The sequence below is a fragment of the Micromonospora sp. KC207 genome, assembly GCF_004348615.1.
Classification (GTDB): Bacteria; Actinomycetota; Actinomycetes; order Mycobacteriales; family Micromonosporaceae; genus Micromonospora.
The window spans coordinates 1-16,292 of sequence record NZ_SMKJ01000153.1; the positions used below are offsets into that span (position 1 = coordinate 1).

Below are 16,292 nucleotides of genomic sequence, written 5' to 3' on the forward strand. Positions count from 1 at the left end.
GCCCGCCCCCGGCCGCCCGGCCGGTGCCGCCGGCGGCGGCCCGGCCGCTGCCGCCTGCCCGCCAGGTGTCACCGGCCCCGGCCCGTCAGGTGTCGTCGCCGCCCGTGGCCCGCCCGGCGTCGCCGCCACCGCCTGCTCGGCAGCACCGGCCCACGCCGCCCCCGCCCGCGCCGAAGGCCCGCCGACGCCGGCGGCGCTGGCCGTGGGTGCTGCTGCTGAGCATCGCCTGCTGCTGCGGCTGCCCCGCGTACTGGCTCAAGCCGATGTGGGAGCAGTACCCGGCGAAGGCGGCGCTGCCGGCGCAGATCGCCGACCTGTCGCTGCGTGAGGACACCCGCAGCGAGACCGCCGCGAAGCAGCTGGAGACCGAGATGCGCGAGGCACACCTGCTGGCCGAGGACACCTTCGCCGGCGTGTACGCCTCGTCGACCGGCAAGCCCGTCACCGTGTTCGGCGGCACCGGCTTCCGGTTGACCCCGGAAGGCGACGCGGACGACGAACTGGCCCGGCTCACCCAGCGATACCAGCTCGGCGATCCGCAGGTAGTCGACACCGACGTGCGGGGCAGGTTCGCCCGCTGCGCCATCGGCGCGCTCGACGGCACCGACGTGGTGGTGTGCACCTCGGTCGACCACGGCAGCCTCACCACCGGGATCTTCACCCAGCTCTCCGTCGACGACAGCGCCCGGCTGCTGGACGTGATGCGCGAACGGATCATCACCCCGGATCAGGTGGGCTCCGGCGTGGCGTGACGCCCGCCACTGTCCGTCAACGGGCTGCCGGCCGAGGAATACCGTCCGCCAACGGGCTGCCGGCCGAGGAATACCGTCCGTCAACGGGCTGCCGGCCGAGGAATACCGTCCGTCAACGGGCTGCCGGCCGAGGAATCAGGCCCCGGTCGGGGACTCGCCGCTGGCCAGCGGGTGGGCGCGTAGCGGCGCGTAGCGCGGGACGTACTCCTGGCCGGTGAGCTTCTGGATCTCGCTCATCAGCTCGTCGGTCATCTCGCGCAGCGAGGTCCGGTCGTCGGGGCGGCCGGTGAAGTCCAGCGGCTTGCCGAACCGGACGACGATCTTCGCCTTGCCGGGCCAGGGCACCCGGGCACCGATCGGCTGGGCCTTGTCCGTGCCGATCATGCCGACCGGGATGATCGGCACGCCGGCCGCGACCGCCAGCCGGGCGGCACCGGTGCGTCCCCGGTAGAGCCGGCCGTCCGGCGAGCGCGTCCCCTCCGGGTAGACGGCGACCAGGTCGCCGCCCCGCAGGGCGGGGATCGCCGCGTCGAACGCGGACAGGGCGGCCCGACCGCCGGCCCGCTCGACGGGGATCGCCCCCAGGCCGGTGAGCACGAACTTGGAGACGGCACCCTTCACACCGGTGCCCTTGAAGTACTCCGACTTGGCCCAGAACGCCAGATGCCGGGGCACGACCGTACCGAGGAACAGCTCGTCGGCGACCGAGAGGTGGTTGCCCGCGAAGATCGCGCCGCCCGTCTCCGGGATGTGCTCAAGACCCTCCACGGTCGGTCGGAAGGCCAACCGGAGCGTGGGTGCCACGGTGAGCTTGCCGATGGTGTAGAGCAGCGGCACTGGTCCTCCGGGGTCGTGCTGGGACAGTCGGTCGAGCGGTGACGGTCGATCGTACGGGGACAGGCGGTCGTGCGGGACGGTAGTCGTGCCGGTACCGGCGGTCGTGCTGGTACGGGCGATGTCACGTTAGCCGACGCGGTCCAGCCCGCCCGCACGGGTGGTCGCCCGCCCGCTGCGTGGCCGGCGACGGCTCGGTGCGGTCGAGAGCACGTCCCGGTGGCCGCGGGCCCGGGTAGGTCGGCGCGGCTCGGGGCGGCTAACAGGGGCCCCCTACAGAAAGCGTTAACAGGGGGCCCCTCCTTGCACCCGGCTCAGGCGCGGCGGACCGCGACCGTCACTCCCTCGCCGTCGCCGACCTCGCCGGTGAAGCCGGCGAGGCCGGCGTCTTCCTCCGCCACGTCGACCGAGTCGGCGAGCACCTCCCGGGCCACGAAGTCCCGGTACGCCGACACCGCCGCCCGGACCTCCGCCGAGGCCGACAGCGTCAGCGCGATCCGGTCCGAGACGTCCAGGTCGGCGTCCCGGCGGGCCTGCTGCACCACCCGCACCACGTCACGGGCCAGCCCCTCGGCGGCCAGCTCTGCGGTGACCTCCGTGTCGAGCACCACCACGCCCTCACCGCCGGGCAGCGGCGCGGAGTGCTCGGCGTCGGCGGCGACCAGGCGCAGCTCGTACTCGCCCTCGGCGAGGGTGACCCCGGCGGCGACCGGGACGCCGTCGACCAGCTCCCACTCCCCCGCCTTGACCGCCTTGATCACCTGCTGCACCTGCTTGCCGACCCGGGGGCCGAGTGCCCGGGGCACCACCGTCAGCACCTGCTGACAGTAGCTGGCGACCTCCTCGGAGAACTCCACGGCCTTCACGTTGACCTCGTCCGCGACCAGGTCGGCGAACGGGCGTAGCTGCGCCGCCACCGGCGAGGCCACCGTCAGCCGCGACAGCGGCAGCCGCACCCGCAGCCCCTTGGCCTTGCGCAGCGACAGCGCCGCCGAGCAGACGTCCCGGACGGCGTCCATCGCCGCGACGAGGTCGTGGTCGGCGGGGAACTCCTCGGCCGCCGGCCAGTCGGTCAGGTGCACCGACCGCTCCCCGGTGAGGCCGCGCCAGATCTCCTCGGCGGTCAGCGGCGCCAGCGGCGCCACCACCCGGCACAGCGTCTCCAGCACCGTCCACAGGGTGTCGAACGCCTCGGCGTCACCGGACCAGAACCGGTCGCGGGACCGGCGGACGTACCAGTTGGTAAGCGCGTCGAGGAACGACCGGACGGTCGCACAGGCACCCGAGATGTCGTACGCGTCGAGCTGCCCCTGCGCCGTGGCGACCAACTCGTTCGTCTTCGCCAGCACGTACCGGTCGAGCAGGTGGGTGGAATCCACCCGCCGCTTCGCGGTGTACGAGTCGGCGTTGGCGTAGAGCGAGAAGAAGTACCAGACGTTCCACAACGGCAGCAACACCTGCCGGACGGCGTCCCGGATCGATCCCTCGGTGACCGGCATGTCCCCGCCGCGCAGCACCGGCGAGGACATCAGCATCCACCGCATCGCGTCGGAGCCGTACGAGTCGAAGACGTGGTAGACGTCCGGGTAGTTGCGCAGGCTCTTGGACATCTTGCGCCCGTCGGAGCCGAGCAGGATGCCGTGGCTGAGGCAGTTGCGGAACGCCGGCCGGTCGAACAGCGCGGTGGCCAGCACGTGCATGGTGTAGAACCAGCCGCGGGTCTGCCCGATGTACTCGACGATGAAGTCACCCGGGTAGTGGTGCTCGAACCAGTCGCGGTTGGAGAACGGGTAGTGCACCTGGGCGAACGGCATCGAGCCGGACTCGAACCAGCAGTCCAGCACCTCCGGCACCCGGCGCATCATCGATCGCCCGGTCGGGTCGTCCGGGTTGGGGCGGACCAGCTCGTCGACCGCCGGCCGGTGCAGGTCGGTCAGCCGTACGCCGAAGTCCCGCTCGATCTCGTCGAGGGAGCCGTACACGTCCAGGCGCGGGTACGTCGGGTCGTCGGACTTCCATACCGGGATCGGCGAGCCCCAGAACCGGTTGCGGCTGATCGACCAGTCCCGGGCGTTGGCCAGCCACTTGCCGAACGAGCCGTCCTTGATGTGCCCGGGCGTCCAGTTGATCTGCTGGTTCAGCTCGACCATCCGGTCGCGGAACCGGGTCACCGCGACGAACCACGACGACACCGCCTTGTAGACCAGCGGGGTGTCGCAGCGCCAGCAGTGCGGGTATGAGTGGGTGTAGGTGTCCTGCCGCAGCACCACCCCCCGCTCCTTGAGCTCCCGGATCACCGGCTTGTTGACGTCGAAGACCTGCTCGCCGGCGTACGGCGGGACCAGCGCGGTGAACCGGGTGTGGTCGTCCACGGTGACGACGGTCGGGATGCCGGCGGCGTTGCAGACGTTCTGGTCGTCCTCGCCGAAGGCCGGGGCGAGGTGGACGATCCCGGTGCCGTCCTCGGTGGTGACGAACTCCGCCCCCAGCACCTGGTACGCGTTCTCGCCGGCCCGCTCGACGAGGAAGTCGTACAGCGGGGTGTAGCGGCGGCCGACCAGGTCCCGGCCGGACACGGTGCCGACCCGCTCGTACCCCTCCAGTTCCTTGGCGTACGCGCCCAGCCGCGCCGCGCCGACGACGTACCGGTCGCCCCTGCGCTCGCTGTCGGGGGAACCCCGGTGCTCAAGCACCGCGTACTCGATGTCGGGGCCGACGGCGAGCGCCAGGTTCGACGGCAGGGTCCACGGCGTGGTGGTCCACACGCCGAGGCGCACCGGGCCGCGTACCAACTCGGGCGCGGACTCGTCGGCGGTCAGCTCGAACCACACCGTCAGCGTCGGGTCGTGCCGGTCCCGGTAGACGTCGTCCATCCGGGTCTCGGTGTTCGACAGCGGAGTCTCGCACCGCCAGCAGTACGCCAGCACCCGGAAGCCCTCGTAGACCAGGCCCTTGTCGTGCAGGGTCTTGAAGGCCCACATGACGCTTTCCATGTAGTCCAGGTCGAGGGTCTTGTAGTCGTTGGCGAAGTCGACCCAGCGGGCCTGCCGGGTGACGTACCGCTCCCAGTCCTGGGTGAACTCCAGCACCGAGGTGCGGCACGCCTCGTTGAACCGGGCCACGCCGAGGTCGAGGATCTCCGCCTTGCTGGTGATGCCGAGCTGCTTCTCGGCGACCACCTCGGCGGGCAGGCCGTGGCAGTCCCAGCCGAAGCGCCGCTCGACGTGCCGCCCGCGCATCGTCTGGTAGCGCGGCACCGCGTCCTTGACGTACCCGGTGAACAGGTGGCCGTAGTGCGGCAGGCCGTTGGCGAACGGCGGGCCGTCGTAGAAGACGTACTCGTTCTTCCCGTCCTTTCCGGCGGGACGGGCCTCGACGCTGGCCTCGAAGGTCTTGTCGGCCGCCCAGTGCTCCAGCACCCGGCGCTCGACCGCGGGCAGGTCGGGGCTCGCCGGGACACCGGCGGCGGTCGGGTCGTGCAACGGATAGGCCATCGGGGGTCGCTCTCCTCGCGCAGCTCACTCATGTGTGGGTCTGCGAGGACGAGCCTTCTCCGGTACGCCGTTGCCGGCGCCCGGGGCAGGCCCGCGGTACCACCCCGCTTGGCGGCCAGGATCGACCACCCGCTCGTTGCCGGCTGTGACGGGCCGGACCCGTCCGGTTCTACTGGGCCGGATCGCGCCGGCTGTTCTTCCGGAGGCTCGCCGGTGATGGCCGGGTCGTCGCCTGATCACCCAACAATACGCGATCGCCCCGGCCCCCCGCCGCCGACTAAACGCCGCCCCGCCCGCCTGACCTTGAACAGTTGCCGTTCGGCTCGGACGGCAACTGCTCAAGATCAGGCCGGGTCAGGTCAGCGGCCCGGGGCGGGCAGGGTGGTGGTCCAGAGCGAGACGCCTTCGCGGTCGCGCAGGTGCACCGTGAACGCGCCCGACTCCCCGTCGATGGCCACCTCGCCGAAGTGCTGGAAGCCCTCGGCCGGGGACATGTTCGCCCGCGGCGGGGCGTTCACGTAGACCGCCTTCGGGCCGAACGTGCCGTCCAGGGCGTTCGGCCCGAACGCGCCGGCGTGCGCCGGACCGGAGACGAACTCCCAGAACGGGGTGAAGTCGGCCACCGCCGCCCGCGCCGGGTCGTAGTGGTGCGCCGCCGTGTAGTGCACGTCGGCAGTGAGGAACACGATTCCGGTCACCCCGGCCCGGTGTGCCGCGCCCAGCACCTCGGCGAACTCCAGCTCCCGCCCGGCGGGCGCGCCGGGGTCGCCCTGTGCCACGCCCTCCTGCGCCGACCCGTCCGGCACCACCAGGCCGATCGGCAGGTCGTTGGCGATCACCTTCCACGTCGCCCGGGACCGCTTCAGCTCCCGGACCAGCCAGTCCCGCTGTTCCCGGCCCAGCAGGCCGCGCTTCGGGTCGGCGTACGTGTTGCCGTCGTTGGGGTCCTTGTAGGTGCGCATGTCCAGCACGAAGACGTCGAGCAGCGGCCCGTACGACAGCTTCCGGTACAGCGGCCCGCCCGCCGGCACGGGCAGCCACTCGCCGAACGCCTGCCGGGCCCGAGCGGCCAGTACGTCGACCCGCTGCTCCGTGTACCGGGCGTCGGTCAGGACTTCCCCGGGGTACCAGTTGTTGGTGACCTCGTGGTCGTCCCACTGGTTGACCTGCGACACCTCGGCGACGAACGCGCGCAGGTGCTCGTCGAGCAGGTTGTACGCGTACTGCCCCCGGTACTCGGCGAGGGTCTCGGCGACCTTGCTCTTCTCCGGGGTGACCAGGTTGCGCCAGATCCGGCCGTCGGGCAGGGTCACCGTCTCGGCGAGCGGCCCGTCGGCGTACACGGTGTCGCCGCTGCACAGGAAGAAGTCCGGGCGGACCGCCCGCATCGCCTGGAAGATCAGCATCCCGCCGAAGTCGGGGGCGATGCCCCACCCCTGTCCGGCGATGTCGCCGGTCCAGACGAACCGCACCCCCCGCCGGCCGTGCGCGCCGGGCGCGGTGGCGAACGAGCCGACCAGCGGCTCGCTGCGCACCCCGTGCCGGTCCAGGCTCTCCACCGACACCCGGTAGTGCAGCCGCTCCCCGCACGGCAGGCCGCGCAGCCGCACCCGGCCGGTGAGGTCGGCGGACGGGTCGAGCACCGGGCCGCGCAGCAGCCGCGCGCCGCGCAGGTCGGGCCGGCGGCTCACCTCCACCCACATCCGGCCCGGCCGGTCGGCGCGGGTCCACACCAGCGCCGACTCGGCCGTGACGTCGCCGCTCTGCACGCCGTGGGTGAGCACCGGCCGGCCGGAGGGCCGCCAGGCGGGCGCGCCGGCCAGCGGGGCCGCCTGGGCGCCGGGCACGCCGAACAGCGCGCCGCCGGCCAGGCCCGCCCCGGTGGCGAGGCCGGCGCGCAGCAGGGTACGTCGGTCGAGAGAAGTCATCTGTCCCCTCCACGGGAAGTTGGTCACCAGTGGTGTACCGGGGGCAGGTGTGCTGTTGCGGCGGCCCGGATGGCCGGCGGGGGAAGCCCGGCTGACCAGTCGGGGCCCCGCCGACACCCGCGCGCGGCCGGGATGACGCGCGTCACACCGCGAGCCGTCACATCCGGGCCCCGCCGGCCGTCGTCGCAGGTGCAGGCACCCGACGACGGGAGGACACGATGAGCCGGATCGACCTGACGGCAGTGGCGCCGGACGCGTACCGGGCGGTGTCCGGGCTGGAGCGCTACGCCCGGGACAACGTCGACCACACCGTGCTGGAGCTGGTGAAGCTCCGGGCGTCCATGCTGAACGGCTGCGCGTTCTGCGTGGACATGCACAGCCGGGACGCCCTCGCCGCCGGCGAGTCCAGTCGCCGGCTGTTCGCCGTGGCCGCCTGGCGGGAGGCGCCCTTCTTCGACGAGCGGGAACGCACCGCGCTCGCGCTCACCGACGCGCTCACCCGCCTCGGCGAGCACGGGGTGCCCGACGACGTGTGGGACTCCGCCGCGAAGGTCTGGTCGGACAGGGAACTCGCGGACCTGACGGTCGCGATCGCCACAATCAACGTGTGGAACCGGATCGTAGCGGCCACCCGGCGCCGCCCGTCGACAGACGAGTGACGGCGGCGGGGGCGCGGCTGGCCGGGACCGAGAGCCGGTCCAGCCGCGCGCCGGCCGCGGTGACGGAGTCGGCCGGGGCGACGACAGCCGACGCGGCGCGGGCGGCCGACGCGCTCGACGCGCACCGGCCGATGCTGCTCGGGCTGGCATACCGGCTGCTCGGCAGCCTGCACGACGCCGAGGACGTGCTCCAGGACGCGTACCTGCGGTGGCTCGGCGCCGACCGGGCCGCCGTGGCCGAGCCGCGCCGCTACCTGTCCCGGGTGGTCACCCGGCTCGCGATCGACCGGCTGCGCGCCCGGCAGGCCGCCCGGGAGACGTACGTCGGCCCGTGGCTGCCCGAGCCGGTGGCCACCGCGCCCTCGCCGTTCGGGCCGCTGGAGCACGCGGAGCTGCGCGACTCGCTCTCCCTCGCGCTGCTGCACCTGCTGGAGCGGCTGACCGCGCCGGAACGCGCCGTTTACGTGCTGCGCACCGCGTTCGCGCTGCCGTTCGCGGAGATCGCCGGCATCCTGGACCGGTCGGCGGCGGACTGCCGGCAGTTGCACCACCGGGCGACGGACCGGATCGCCGAGGATCGCCGCCGCTTCACCGCGGACCCGGCCGAGCAGCGGCGGCTGCTCGACGCGTTCCTCGCCGCCGCCCGTGACGGCGACCTGGCGCGGCTGGCCGACCTGGTCGCCGCCGACGTCACGGCGTGGACCGATGGCGGCGGGCGGGTCCGGTCGGCCCGCAACCCGGTACGCGGGGCGGACCGGGTCGCCCGCTTCTTCGCCGGCATCCACGGGTCCCGCCGCCAGCCGCCCCGGGTGGTCCCGGCCGAACTCAACGGCTGGCCGGGAGCGGTCATCCACTGGCCGGACGGCCGGCGGTACGCGCTCAGCGCGGCTGCCGCCGGCGGCCGGATCACCGGCCTGTACGTCGTCGGCAACCCGGAGAAGCTCGCCCGGCTGACGGGGTGAGCCGGGGTGGCTCCCCGCCCCACCGCCCGCGTCGTCGGAAAACCCGTCAGCCCAGCTCGGGGAACCAGAGTGCGATCTCGCGCTTGGCGCTGTCGACCGAGTCGGAGGCGTGCACCAGGTTCTCCCGGTTCGACAGGGAGAAGTCGCCACGGATGGTGCCGGCGGCGGCCCGGCGGCCGTCGGTGCTCCCGATCATCCCGCGCACGACCTCGATGACCTGGTCGCCGGCGAGCACGAGGGCGACCAGCGGGCCGCCGGTCATGAAGCCCTTCAGCGGCGGGTAGAACGGCTTGTCGACGTGCTCGGCGTAGTGCTGGTCTGCGAAGTCGCCGTCCATCGTCCGGGACACCATGGCGTCGATCCGCAGGCCCTTGCGCTCGAAGCGGGAGAGGATCTCGCCGACCAGCCCACGGCGGACCGCATCGGGCTTGATCAGGACGAGAGTGCGCTCGTCCGGGCTGCTGCTGGACACGCTGAATTCCTCCTGTGCGCGGAAGACGGCTCGGCTGGGTACGGTCAGCCTAGCGACCCGGTCCCGGCACCGGCGCGGCGGCTGCTCTTTCCCCGGGTCGCCGATCCGGCCTAGCCTGGCCCTTGACCCCTGGGAGGTCCACTGTGGCGAACGGGAACCGACCCATCGCGCCGGTACGCAAGCTCATCGCCGCGGTGCTGGGCACCGTGGCGACCTTCGTGGTCCTGTTCGGGCTGGGCATGACGAGCTGGGCGATCGTGGCGCTGGGCGTGGCGCTGGTGGTGCTGGCGATCGCACTGGCCACCGTGCGCGGCGGCGGTCGCACCTGGGTGGTCGGCGTCGGGCACGTGCACAGCGCGTCCGAGCCGCCCACCGCGTACGCGTTCGGCCGTTGCGAGCTGCAACTGGTCATCGACGCGCCCGGAATGCCGCCCCGGTCCAAAAAGATCATCGAACCGCGGGTGCCGGTGGCGAAGTGGCCGTCGATCGGCCAGGCCCTGCCGATCCGGGTGGCCCTGGACGACCAGCGGCACGTCCGGGTCCTCTGGGACGACGTGCCCACCCACGCCGAGACCGCCGCCGCGGCGACCGCCGACCTGCCGCCCGAGTTCGCCATGGCCGACCCCGTCGACGAGGTGCTCATCGAGCAGGAGGCCCCGCCGTGGGCCGACCGCGCGCCGGACGACGACTTCCACGACGAACCGCGCGAGGCGCCCGCACCCGACCCCCTGCGCGACGGTTTCCGCCCTGCGCACGACGACCTCGGCCCTACGCACGACGACCTCGGCCCCGCGCACGACGACCTCCGCCCGCTGCCGGAGGACCGGGAGCCCGTCGTGGTGCACCACCGCCCGGGCGGCCCGGTCGTGCTGGAGGGGACGCTGGTGGAGCCCGCCGGCCAGTTGCTCCGCCGGGCCACCCCGGCCCCCCGCACCCCGGCCGAGGAGCGGTTCGATCCGACCGTGCCGGTGGAGACGATCGACGCGGGCCCGCCCGCCGACCCGATCGACGTGCCGCTGGACGACCCGGGAACCCGGTCGGGGCCGCCCCTCGACCAGGCCGAGCTGGACGAGGCGATCTTCGGCTACGACCCGGAGGCCGGGCCCGCCGACACGGCCGCCCCGATCAGCGGGGTCGGCATCACGCTGCTGGTCACCGACCTGGGCCGTTCGCTGGAGTTCTACCGGGACACCCTCGGCTTCACCGAGGTCGACCGGGGCTCCGGCAACGCCGTGCTCGCCTCCGGGGCAACCCGGCTGGTGCTGCGCGAGGTCGCCGGCGCGGCCCCCATGAGCCGCCGCCTCGTCCACGTCAACCTGGAGGTCGACGACATCCAGGGCGCGTACGAGCGGATGCGCGACTCCGGCGTCCGTTTCACGTACGCCCCGCGGGTGGTCAACCGGGGCACCAAGCTGGAGGTGTGGGCGGCGGCCTTCCGCGACCCGGACGGCCACGGCGTGGCCCTCACCCAGTGGCGCACCCGCGCCGACGCTTGAGGTGCAAGGAAGGGCCCCCTGTTAACGCTTTCGGTAGAGCAGGGGGCCCCGCTTAACGCCCGCCGCACCGCCGTGGACGGTCGACGGGGGCCGGACGGCTCAGCGGCCGAGGATCACCCGGCGCACGTGCAGGGCGTACCCCCAGACCAGCGCAAAGATGATCCCCAGCGCCAGCAGCGACCAGTGCAGCAGCCCGGCGAGCATCAGTGCCCCCTGGAGCAGGGTGCCGGCGTGCCACGCCCACGGGCGGCGCATCGTCCCGGCGAGCACCACCGCCGTCACGGCCAGCGCCACGATCACCGCGATCGCCGCGCCGCTGAGCTCGCCGCCGACCACCCGGATTGGTTGGATCGCCAGCAGCAGCACCAGCGCCTCCAGGCCGAGCGTTCCCGCGCCCAGGCCCCGTACCGCCCCCTCGGGGTTGCGCAGCCCGGAACGCCGCTGCCCCGGCGCACCCCCGGGCCCGGCACCCACCGGGCCACCGCCCACCGAACCCGTCCCACTGTCCGCCGGGCCCGCGCCACCGCCCACCGGAGACGATGGGCCCGCGCCACCGCCCACCGGAGACGATGGGCCCGCGCCACCGCCCACCGGAGACGATGGACGCTCCTCGAGGGCCGGGCGGCCCTCGTCGGGGGGCGTCATCGCTTGAACAGCCGGCGGGCGTCGGCCACGGTCACCACCGACCCGGTGATCAGCACGCCGACCCCGGCCAGTTCACCGGGCACGTCGGACTCGGCCTCGGCGACCGCCGCCTCGATCGCGTCGGGCATCTCCTCGGCCACCTCCACCCGCTCCGGCCCGAAGACCTCCCGGGCCAGCGCGGCCAGCTCCTCGGCCGGCATCGCCCGGGGCGAGGAGTTGCGGGTCACCACCAGGGAGTCGAGGACCGGCTCCAGCAGCTCCAGCAGACCCGCCGCGTCCTTGTCGCCGAGGACGGCGAGCACGCCGACGAGCTTGCTGAACGCGAACTCCTCCTGCAACGCGGTCACCGTGGCGGCCATGCCGTGCGGGTTGTGCGCGCCGTCGAGCAGGACCGTCGGGGCCGTGCGCACCTTCTCCAGCCGGCCGGGCGAGCTGACGGTGGCGAAGCCCTCCCGTACGGTCTCGACGTCGAGCTGCCGATTCGTCCCCGCACCGAGGAACGCCTCCACGGCAGCGAGCGCAACCGCCGCGTTCTGCGCCTGGTGCGCGCCGTGCAGCGGGACGAACACCTCCTCGTACACCCCGCCGAGCCCCTGAATGTTCAGCACCTGGCCGCCGACGGCGACCGACCGGCGCAGCACGCCGAACTCGGACCCCTCGCGGGCGACGGTCGCGCCGACCTCGGCGCAGCGCTCCAGGATCGGCCGGGCGGCCTCCTCCTCCTGCGCCGCGCAGACGACCGTGGCTCCCTTGTGGATGATCCCGGCCTTGTGCAGGGCGATGTCCTGGAGCGTGTCGCCCAGCCATTCGGTGTGGTCGAGTCCGATCGGGGTGAGCACCGCCACCCCGGCCTGGATCACGTTCGTGGCGTCCTCCGCGCCGCCGAGCCCCACCTCGACCACCGCGACGTCCACCGGGGCGTCGGCGAACGTCGCGAACGCCAGCGCCGTCGTCATGTCGAAGTACGTCAGCGGCTCGGCGGAGCGCCGGTCGACCAGCTCGGCCAGCGGCGTCACCTCGCGGTACGTGGCCACGAAGCGTTCCTCGCCGACCGGCTCCCCGTCGAGGCTGATCCGCTCCCGGACGCTGTCCAGGTGCGGGCTGGTGTAGCGGCCGGTGTGCAGGCCGAACGCCCGCAGCAGCGAGTCGATCATCCGGGCGGTCGAGGTCTTGCCGTTGGTCCCGGTGAGGTGGATCGACGGGTACGCCCGCTGCGGGCTACCGAGCAGGTCGAGCAGCGTCTCGATGCGCTCCAGCTCGAAGTGCACACGGGTGAAGCCGCGCCCGGCCAGCTCGGCGTCGACCGCGGCGAACTCGCCGCGGTGCACGCCGCCGCCCCCACGGGCGCGGTCGGTGCGGTCGGTGCTATCGGTGCGGTCAGTCACGAGGGGAGCGCCTCCAGTGCGGCGTCGATGCGGACCAGGTCGGCCTCGGCGGTGGCCAGCCGGTCCCGGATCTTGGCGACCACCGGTTCCGGGGCCTTTCCGACGAACGCCGGATTGTCCAGCTTCGCCCGGGCCTGGGCGGCCTCCTTCTCGGCCGCCGCGCGGTCCTTGGCGAGCCGGGCGCGCTCGGCGGCCACGTCGATCGACCCCCGGGTGTCCAGCGCGACGCTCACCTCGCCGGGCATGGTGAGGGTGGCGCTGGCCTGGAAGTCGTCGCCGGGCGGGTCGAGCCGGACCAGCGACCGGATCAGCCGCTCGTGGCCGGCGATGCCCGCGCCGGTCAGGCCGTCGAGCCGTGCGACCACCCGCTGGGTGGGCCGCAGGCCCTGGTCGGACCGGAAGCGCCGGATCTCGGTCACCACCCGCTGGACGGTGCCGACCTCGCCCTCCGCGGCGTCGTCGATTCCGGTACGGTCGGCGACCGGCCAGGCGGCCGTCATGACCGTCTCCCCGCCGGTGAGCGCGGTCCACAGCTCCTCGGTGACGAACGGGATCACCGGGTGCAGCAGCCGCAGCAGCTGGTCGAGCACGTGCCCGAGCACCCGGCGGGTGGCGTCGGCCCCGGGGCCGCCCTCGGCGAGCACCGGCTTGCTCAGCTCCACGTACCAATCGCAGACGTCGTCCCACGCGAAGTGGTACAGCAGATCGCAGACCTTCGCGAACTCGTACGCCTCGAACTGCTCGTCCACCTCGGCGGTGACGTACGCCAGCCGGGACAGGATCCACCGGTCGACGGTGGAGAGCTGCCCGGCCGCCGGCAACGGGCCGTCGACGTGCGCGCCGTTCATCAACGCGAAGCGGGTGGCGTTCCAGAGCTTGTTGCAGAAGTTACGGGAGCCCTGGCACCAGTCCTCGCTCACCGGGACGTCCTGGCCGGGGTTGGCACCCCGGGCGAGGGTGAACCGGGTCGCGTCGGCGCCGAACCGGTCGATCCAGTCCAGCGGGTCGACCACGTTGCCGAACGACTTCGACATCTTCTTGCCGTGCTCGTCACGGACCATGCCGTGCAGGGCGACCACGTCGAACGGCTGCCGGCCGTCCATCGCGTACAGGCCGAACATCATCATCCGGGCGACCCAGAAGAACAGGATGTCGTACCCGGTGACCAGGACGCTGGTCGGGTAGAACTTCGCCAGGTCCGGGGTCTGCTCGGGCCAGCCGAGGGTGGAGAACGGCCACAGGCCGCTGGAGAACCAGGTGTCCAGCACGTCCTCGTCCTGGTGCCAGCCCGTGCCGGTCGGCGGCTCGTCGTCGGGGCCAACGCAGACGATCTCGCCGTCCGGGCCGTACCAGACGGGGATGCGGTGGCCCCACCAAAGCTGGCGGGAGATGCACCAGTCGTGCATGTTGTCGACCCAGGCGAAGTACCTCTTGGCCAGCTCGGCCGGCTCGATCTTCACCCGGCCGTCGCGCACCGCGTCACCGGCCGTCTTGGCCAGCGGGGCGGTGTTGACGAACCACTGCAACGACAGCCGCGGCTCGACCGTGGTCTTGCACCGCGAGCAGTGGCCGACGGCGTGCACGTACGGCCGCTTCTCGGCCACGATCAGGCCCTGCTCGCGCAGTGCCGCGACGATCGCCGGCCGGGCCTCGTACCGGTCCAAGCCCTGGAACGGGCCGGGGGCGGTGATGACCCCACGCTCGTCCATGATCGTCAAGGCCGGCAGGGCGTGCCGCTGGCCGATCTCGAAGTCGTTCGGGTCGTGCGCCGGGGTCACCTTCACCATGCCCGTGCCGAAGCTCGGGTCGACGTGCTCGTCGGCCACGATCGGGATATGCCGGCCGGTAAGCGGCACCTCGACCTCGGTGCCGATCAGGTGCTGGTACCGCTCGTCGCCCGGGTGCACCGCCACTGCGGTGTCGCCGAGCATCGTCTCGGCCCGGGTGGTGGCGACCACCACGTCGTCGGAGTACCGGATCGAGACCAACTCGCCGTCGTCGTCGGTGTGCTCGACCTCGATGTCGGACAGCGCGGTCAGGCAACGGGGGCACCAGTTGATGATCCGGTTGGCCCGGTAGATCAATCCGTCGTCGAAGAGTTTCTTGAACATGGTCTGCACGGCCCGGGAGAGGCCGGCGTCCATGGTGAAGCGCTCGCGATTCCAGTCGACGGCGTCGCCGAGGCGGCGCATCTGACCCAGGATCGCGCCGCCGGACTCGGCCTTCCACTGCCACACCCGCTCGACGAACTTCTCGCGACCCAGATCGTGGCGGGACAGGCCCTCGTTCGCCAGCTGCCGCTCGACCAGGTTCTGGGTGGCGATGCCGGCGTGGTCCATGCCCGGCAACCAGAGCGCCTCGAAGCCCTGCATCCGCTTGCGACGGGTCAACGCGTCCATCAGCGTGTGCTCGAACGCATGGCCCATGTGCAGCGAACCGGTGACGTTCGGCGGGGGGATGACCACGGTGAACGGGGGCTTGTCGCTCTGGGCCGACGCCCGGAACCGGCCGCCGGCTACCCACTGCTCGTACCGTCGCTGCTCCACTTCGCCCGGCTGATACTGGGCGGAGAGGGTCGGGGCGTCGGGGCGTCGGGCATCCAGTCTCTCGGTCACCCTCAAAGTCTACGGAGCGCTTCTGCCGACCTGACGTGCACCACCTGTTGTTCGCGTACGGTGTCGGCTATGTCCGACGCGCATCTCACCGAGCATTCGCTCGCCGGCGAGCCCGAGCCGATCGACCTCACCGAGGAACCGATCCGGCTCGGCAACCGGGACCCGCAGGACGCTCCCGGGCGCTCTTCGCGGTCCCGGCGCCGGCTGGTCGTCCTCGCGGTGGTGCTGGCGGCCGGCCTCGCCGGGGTGGGTGCGCTCGGCGTCGCCGGCTGGCGGGTGGCTCAGCAGAAGGACGCTGAACTGTCCAGCCCCGCCACCGTCGCCGGCCTCCAGCGGGACGACAGCGAACGCGCGCGCAGCACCGCCGACTACCTGCGCGACGGGCTGTCCGCCGACATCGACCTGGACCGCAGCTTCGGCACCGTCTACCGCGACCCGGCGGACGACAAGCGGGCGGTGCTCGTCTTCGGCGGCACCACCCTGCTCTGGCAGCCGGAACGCGACCTCGACACCCTGTTCCGCCTGATGACGGACGAGACCGGGAAAGTCACCGGCCTGCGGGAGGTTCCCCCCGGCCGGCTCGGCGGGGTGATGAAGTGCGGTACGACCAGCGGCGAGGGCGGCGACTTCGCGATCTGCGGCTGGGCGGACCACGGCAGCGTCGCGATGGCGATGTTTCCGGGCCGTCCGGTGGAATCCGCCGGTGACCTGCTGCGTCAGATGCGCGAGGAGATTCAGAGTCGCTCCTGATCCAGATCAGGATTCCCGACGGCTACCGGGGCGTCCCGAGGGGCCATGGGCCGCTGTCCTCTTGTCCGTCGCAGTCCACCATCCCGGTTGCTCAGTGGTATCCGACCTCCGGTTCCTGGGAACGGTTCAGGGTCACCCCCACAAGGATGACCCTGAAACCGCAACCCACAACCACGCAGTCGAGGGCCACCCCCATTGGGGCAGCCCTCGACCGGAAAGAATGTCCGGCGGTGTCCTACTCTCCCACACCCTCCCGAGTGCAGTACCATCGGCGCTGGAGGGCTTAGCTTCCGGGTTCGG

The 16,292-nt window shown here is 72.7% G+C and carries 11 protein-coding genes and 1 pseudogene; 5 read left to right on the forward strand and 7 right to left on the reverse strand.

Annotated elements, in window-relative coordinates; genetic code table 11:
* Positions 1-752: pseudogene (locus E1258_RS19390) on the forward strand (hypothetical protein); the annotation flags it as partial.
* Between the two features lie 135 nt (positions 753-887).
* Here E1258_RS19390 and E1258_RS19395 read toward each other — a convergent pair.
* From E1258_RS19395 to E1258_RS19405, 3 genes are all read right to left on the reverse strand, one after another.
* The gene (locus tag E1258_RS19395; protein ID WP_132403187.1) at positions 888-1,589 is read right to left on the reverse strand and encodes a 1-acyl-sn-glycerol-3-phosphate acyltransferase; all 702 of its coding nucleotides are present in this window, start codon (positions 1,587-1,589) and stop codon (positions 888-890) included.
* 311 nt (positions 1,590-1,900) lie between these two features.
* On the reverse strand, positions 1,901-5,080 hold the full coding sequence (gene ileS, locus E1258_RS19400) for an isoleucine--tRNA ligase (protein WP_132403190.1): 3,180 nt from the start codon (positions 5,078-5,080) through the stop codon (positions 1,901-1,903).
* 359 nt (positions 5,081-5,439) lie between these two features.
* Positions 5,440-7,008: an alkaline phosphatase gene (locus E1258_RS19405; protein ID WP_132403193.1), complete on the reverse strand. Its 1,569-nt coding sequence runs from the start codon at positions 7,006-7,008 to the stop codon at positions 5,440-5,442.
* Between the two features lie 218 nt (positions 7,009-7,226).
* On the opposite strand from E1258_RS19405, the gene E1258_RS19410 reads away from it, so the two are divergent.
* Together E1258_RS19410 and sigJ are read left to right on the forward strand one after the other, a co-directional pair.
* Positions 7,227-7,667, forward strand: coding sequence for a carboxymuconolactone decarboxylase family protein (locus tag E1258_RS19410; protein ID WP_132403196.1), 441 nt, complete (start codon positions 7,227-7,229; stop codon positions 7,665-7,667).
* A complete protein-coding gene (sigJ, locus tag E1258_RS19415; protein WP_243715560.1) occupies positions 7,616-8,629 on the forward strand; it encodes an RNA polymerase sigma factor SigJ in 1,014 nt (337 codons plus the stop codon). Before E1258_RS19410 ends, sigJ begins: the two co-directional genes overlap by 52 nt.
* Positions 8,630-8,675: 46 nt before the next feature.
* Here the strand turns inward: sigJ and ndk are convergent, their stop codons facing one another.
* Positions 8,676-9,101 carry a nucleoside-diphosphate kinase gene (gene ndk / locus E1258_RS19420; RefSeq protein WP_132403199.1) on the reverse strand — a complete coding sequence of 142 codons (426 nt, stop codon included), beginning with the start codon at positions 9,099-9,101 and terminating at the stop codon, positions 8,676-8,678.
* Positions 9,102-9,244: 143 nt separating this feature from the next.
* On the opposite strand from ndk, the gene E1258_RS19425 reads away from it, so the two are divergent.
* Positions 9,245-10,597: a VOC family protein gene (locus E1258_RS19425; RefSeq protein WP_132403202.1), complete on the forward strand. Its 1,353-nt coding sequence runs from the start codon at positions 9,245-9,247 to the stop codon at positions 10,595-10,597.
* A gap of 99 nt (positions 10,598-10,696) precedes the next feature.
* On the opposite strand, the gene E1258_RS19430 is transcribed toward E1258_RS19425, so the two are convergent.
* From E1258_RS19430 to E1258_RS19440, 3 genes are read right to left on the reverse strand one after another with little or no spacing between them, the layout of a single operon-like run.
* Positions 10,697-11,242, reverse strand: coding sequence for a DUF4233 domain-containing protein (locus E1258_RS19430; protein ID WP_371688643.1), 546 nt, complete (start codon positions 11,240-11,242; stop codon positions 10,697-10,699).
* Complete coding sequence (locus E1258_RS19435; RefSeq protein ID WP_132403217.1) at positions 11,239-12,570, reverse strand: folylpolyglutamate synthase/dihydrofolate synthase family protein; 1,332 nt, start codon at positions 12,568-12,570, stop codon at positions 11,239-11,241. The genes E1258_RS19430 and E1258_RS19435 overlap by 4 nt, the downstream gene beginning before the upstream one ends.
* A gap of 53 nt (positions 12,571-12,623) precedes the next feature.
* Positions 12,624-15,242, reverse strand: a complete 2,619-nt coding sequence (locus tag E1258_RS19440) for a valine--tRNA ligase (RefSeq protein WP_132403205.1) — start codon at positions 15,240-15,242, stop codon at positions 12,624-12,626.
* A gap of 69 nt (positions 15,243-15,311) precedes the next feature.
* Here E1258_RS19440 and E1258_RS19445 point away from each other — a divergent pair, with 69 nt between their 5' ends.
* A complete protein-coding gene (locus E1258_RS19445) occupies positions 15,312-15,992 on the forward strand; it encodes a hypothetical protein (RefSeq protein WP_132403208.1) in 681 nt (226 codons plus the stop codon).
* The last annotated feature ends 300 nt before the right edge of the window (positions 15,993-16,292 follow it).

Coding starts and splice junctions, on each gene's coding strand:
- E1258_RS19410 (WP_132403196.1), top strand. CDS start 7,227: ATGAGCCGGATCGACCTGACGGCAGTGGCGCCGGACGCGTACCGGGCG.
- E1258_RS19430 (WP_371688643.1), bottom strand. CDS start 11,242: ATGACGCCCCCCGACGAGGGCCGCCCGGCCCTCGAGGAGCGTCCATCG.
- ileS (WP_132403190.1), bottom strand. CDS start 5,080: ATGGCCTATCCGTTGCACGACCCGACCGCCGCCGGTGTCCCGGCGAGC.
- E1258_RS19445 (WP_132403208.1), top strand. CDS start 15,312: ATGTCCGACGCGCATCTCACCGAGCATTCGCTCGCCGGCGAGCCCGAG.
- E1258_RS19405 (WP_132403193.1), bottom strand. CDS start 7,008: ATGACTTCTCTCGACCGACGTACCCTGCTGCGCGCCGGCCTCGCCACC.